Origin of the sequence: Aurantimonas sp. E1-2-R+4 (assembly GCF_036549515.1) — a bacterium.
GTDB classification, from domain to species: Bacteria; Pseudomonadota; Alphaproteobacteria; order Rhizobiales; family Rhizobiaceae; genus Aurantimonas; species Aurantimonas coralicida_A.
The window spans coordinates 1-3,162 of sequence record NZ_JAZHLK010000109.1 but is presented as its reverse complement, the minus strand read 5'-3'; the positions used below and the strand labels follow the sequence as shown (position 1 = coordinate 3,162).

Genomic DNA, 3,162 nt, shown 5'->3' with positions numbered 1-3,162 from the left:
TGTGGTTCCGCCTGGGTCTCTTGCTCATCGTCTCTCCTGATCTCGGCCATCCTGGCCGCCTTCAGGCAGACAATCCACTCAGCACGCTGTCCAATTTTCCCGAGCCACCTCTGTGATCGGCACAGCTGGATTGTTGTCCTTGGTCGGAAGCGAGCCGGTGATGGCAACGCAGATGATGCAGGGGTTTGTCATGACAGGCCCTCAGATATCGAAGAATACGGTTTCGGCATCGCCCTGGAGGCAGATATCGAAACGGTAGATCGACCCGATCTTCGTGGCGATCAGGGTGTCGCGTCGGTGGGGTTGTTCGATCAGATTGAGGACGGGATCGGCGGCGTTGGCTTCATGCTCGTCGCCAAAATAGAGCCGCGTGTTGAGCCCGATATTGATGCCACGCGCCACCAGCCAGAGGTTAAGGTGCGGCGCCATTGGGCGCGCGTTACGATCCACGATCGCGCCCGGCTTGACCGTCTCGAACGACCACTTGCCTGTCTCGAAATCCGGGATCACCCGTCCCCATCCGAAAAACCCCTCCTCGACCGCGCCAGTGCCCGGATAGACCCCCGACGCATTGGCCTGCCAAATCTCGATCAGGACATCTTTGACCGGTGCGCCGGTGCCGTCGGTAACGATGCCTTCGACGGTGATCCGCTCGCCCGCCGCATTCGGCCCGGCGATGTCCCGGCCCAGTTCCTGCCGGTAGATGTCGAACCCCGCAGCGCCTGGCGCGAGACCGATATGCACAAAAGGCCCGGCGGTCTGGGACGGAGATTCCTTGAGGTAGTGAAGCTGTTGGACCATGATCAATTGCCCTCCGGCCGGTTCTCGAAAAAGGTCGACCTGTGCCCGCGCAGCACGATGTCGAACTTGTAGGCGATGCTGTCGAGCGGGATCGTGGCGTTCAGATCAAGCGCCGCGACCAGCTGGTCGATGGCGCGTTGGTCGGGGATGGATTTGACGATCGGGCATTTTGCAATCAGCGGGTCGCCTTCGAAATACATCTGCGTGATCAGTCGCTGGGCGAAGCTCACACCAAAAACCGACAGATGGATATGGGCGGGGCGCCAGTTATTGACCCAGTTGCGCCACGGATAGGCGCCAGGTTTCACCGTCCGGAAGACGTAATACCCATTTTCATCCGTCAATGTCCGTCCGCAGCCGCCGAAGTTGGGATCGATGGGCGCGAGATAGGTATCCTTCTTGTGCCGGTAGCGCCCGCCGGCGTTGGCTTGCCAGACCTCCACAAGTGTATTGGGAACCGGGCGCGCGTTTTCGTCGAGCACACGACCATGCACGATGATGCGTTCGCCGATCGGATCTCCGGTCTTGGCGTAGTTGCGGATCAGGTCGTTGTCCAAGGCGTCGACATCGGTGTGACCGAAGGTCGGCCCTGTCAGTTCACTGTCCGAATCCTGGAGGGACAAAAGCGCGTAGCGCGGCGATCGCGCGACGCTGGTTTTGTAGTCCGGCGTCAAGGCGGGGGGGTGCCACTCGCGGTCGCGCTGGTAGAGGTCTGCGGGGCGGCTCATGGGGTCTCCCCTTCCATTTCCGCGTAGGTCAGCTTCGCCAGCTTGATGGCGTGGTTAGCCTTCGGCACGCCCGCATAAATGGCAACGTGCTGGAATGCCTCGATGACGTCTTGCTTGCTGGCCCCCGTATTTGAAGTGGCCCGGATATGCATTGGAATCTCGTCGAAGTTTCCGGTTGCGGCGAGCAGGGCAAGGGTCAGCATCGACCGCTCACGCAGGCTGATGGCATCGCTCGCCCACACGGTGCCCCAGGCGCCTTCGGTGATGAGTGTCTGGAACGGCGTGTCAAAATCGGTTCTGGCCGCCTCTGCGCGGTCGACATGGGCATCGCCCAGCACTGCCCTGCGGATATTCATGCCGTTTTCGTGTCTGCTCGTCATCGTCTGGGTATCCCGATTGGCCGCGTCAGTGGTGTGTGGACAGGCATAACTCCCAAGTAGTAGCGGACGGGACTGGAGGCTATGACCGAGAACGTTGCCACGTCTGGCCCGTTGGGCGGCGAAGGCAAAACTGTTGAAGCCGACGAGACATACATTGGCAAGCGCGAAACGCCGCTCCCGTCTCCGCAGCGCAAAGGCCGCCCCTTCATAAAGAAGGGAAAGGGCGGTGGCGCTCGTGGAACGCGGCGGAAGGGTCTGATCCTTTCACGTCCAGCACGCGACGAAGGATAGTGTCCGCGATATTCTCGTTCGCAATGCGGATCGTCGCTCAACTCTCTACGCCGACGAAAGCCGCCTCTACACCGTGACCGGATCCGAGTACGCCGCCCACCGCACCGTCAAACATTCGGCCAAGGAATACGCCCGCCGGGAAGGCGACCTCGTGGTCCACACCAACACTATCGAAAACACGTTCTCGGTCTTCAACCGCGGCATGATCGGCGTCTATCAGCATTGCGGCGAGACTCACTTGCACCGCTACCTCGCCGAGTTCGATTTCCGCTACAATTGACGGACCAAGCTTGGCGTCAGAGACCGCGAGCGGGCAGAGGATGCGATCAGGGGCGCGGCTGGTAAGCGCCTTACCTATGATCAAACTGAGGAAGCCGCTCACGCCTAAGCAGAAGGCGGCAGCATTCCTGCGCTGGCGGAAGAAGCGCTAGCCCTAGCCCGTCACTTGGCGGGCTTCCCCTTCTTCAGCTTCGGCTCTTTCGGCTTCCCCGGATCCTGTTTAGGCTTCGGGGGAGTTGAGAGAGCACGACGGAGGGCGTCATCACGGCGCTGCTTCACTTCTGCCTCTGGTAGATCATCAGCGTCTTTGGAGTTCATGTGAAGAAAAAACCCGTCATCTCGGACCCTGATCCATATCAGATTTTCTTGCATGCTTGGGCGTTCTCGGAAGCATATCGGCACCTGGCTGATGGCCTTCGCCGACAGACGCTGGAAGTCAGAATGATGGTTTCAGAGCCCAACGTCGTTCTTTCAGCGTTCAGTAGCGAGCTATTTTTTAAGTGCTTGCATTGCATCACTACGGGTCGAGTTCCGCGCGGTCACGATCTCAAGGCACTTTTCGATGGCTTGTTAGAGCGTCAGGCGATTAATCTGCAACATAGCCAGCGGCCTTGAGGTAGTTCCAACATTCTTCGGGCTCGAACAGGTCGCAGATGTTGCCGACTGCACGCCAGAGATCGTCG

Annotated in this window: 3 protein-coding genes and 1 pseudogene; 1 reads left to right on the top strand and 3 read right to left on the bottom strand. The window is 59.8% G+C overall.

Going from position 1 to position 3,162, the window contains the following annotated elements; genetic code table 11:
- Window positions 1–201 precede the first annotated feature (201 nt).
- From pcaG to pcaC, 3 genes are read right to left on the bottom strand one after another with little or no spacing between them, the layout of a single operon-like run.
- On the bottom strand, window positions 202–801 hold the full coding sequence (gene pcaG, locus VQ045_RS21400; RefSeq protein ID WP_331831558.1) for a protocatechuate 3,4-dioxygenase subunit alpha: 600 nt from the start codon (window positions 799–801) through the stop codon (window positions 202–204).
- 2 nt (window positions 802–803) lie between these two features.
- The gene (pcaH, locus tag VQ045_RS21395; RefSeq protein ID WP_331831557.1) at window positions 804–1,529 is read right to left on the bottom strand and encodes a protocatechuate 3,4-dioxygenase subunit beta; all 726 of its coding nucleotides are present in this window, start codon (window positions 1,527–1,529) and stop codon (window positions 804–806) included.
- Window positions 1,526–1,909 (bottom strand): 4-carboxymuconolactone decarboxylase, encoded by a 384-nt coding sequence (gene pcaC / locus VQ045_RS21390; RefSeq protein ID WP_331831556.1) that lies wholly within the window; start codon window positions 1,907–1,909, stop codon window positions 1,526–1,528. The genes pcaH and pcaC overlap by 4 nt, the downstream gene beginning before the upstream one ends.
- A gap of 75 nt (window positions 1,910–1,984) precedes the next feature.
- On the opposite strand from pcaC, the pseudogene VQ045_RS21385 reads away from it, so the two are divergent.
- Window positions 1,985–2,588 (top strand): annotated as a pseudogene (locus VQ045_RS21385) (IS1595 family transposase); the annotation flags it as partial.
- Window positions 2,589–3,162: the final 574 nt, after the last annotated feature.

Excerpts from the sequence above, each read along its gene's own strand:
- pcaG (WP_331831558.1), bottom strand. The coding sequence starts at position 801 with ATGGTCCAACAGCTTCACTACCTCAAGGAATCTCCGTCCCAGACCGCC.
- pcaH (WP_331831557.1), bottom strand. The coding sequence starts at position 1,529 with ATGAGCCGCCCCGCAGACCTCTACCAGCGCGACCGCGAGTGGCACCCC.
- pcaC (WP_331831556.1), bottom strand. The coding sequence starts at position 1,909 with ATGACGAGCAGACACGAAAACGGCATGAATATCCGCAGGGCAGTGCTG.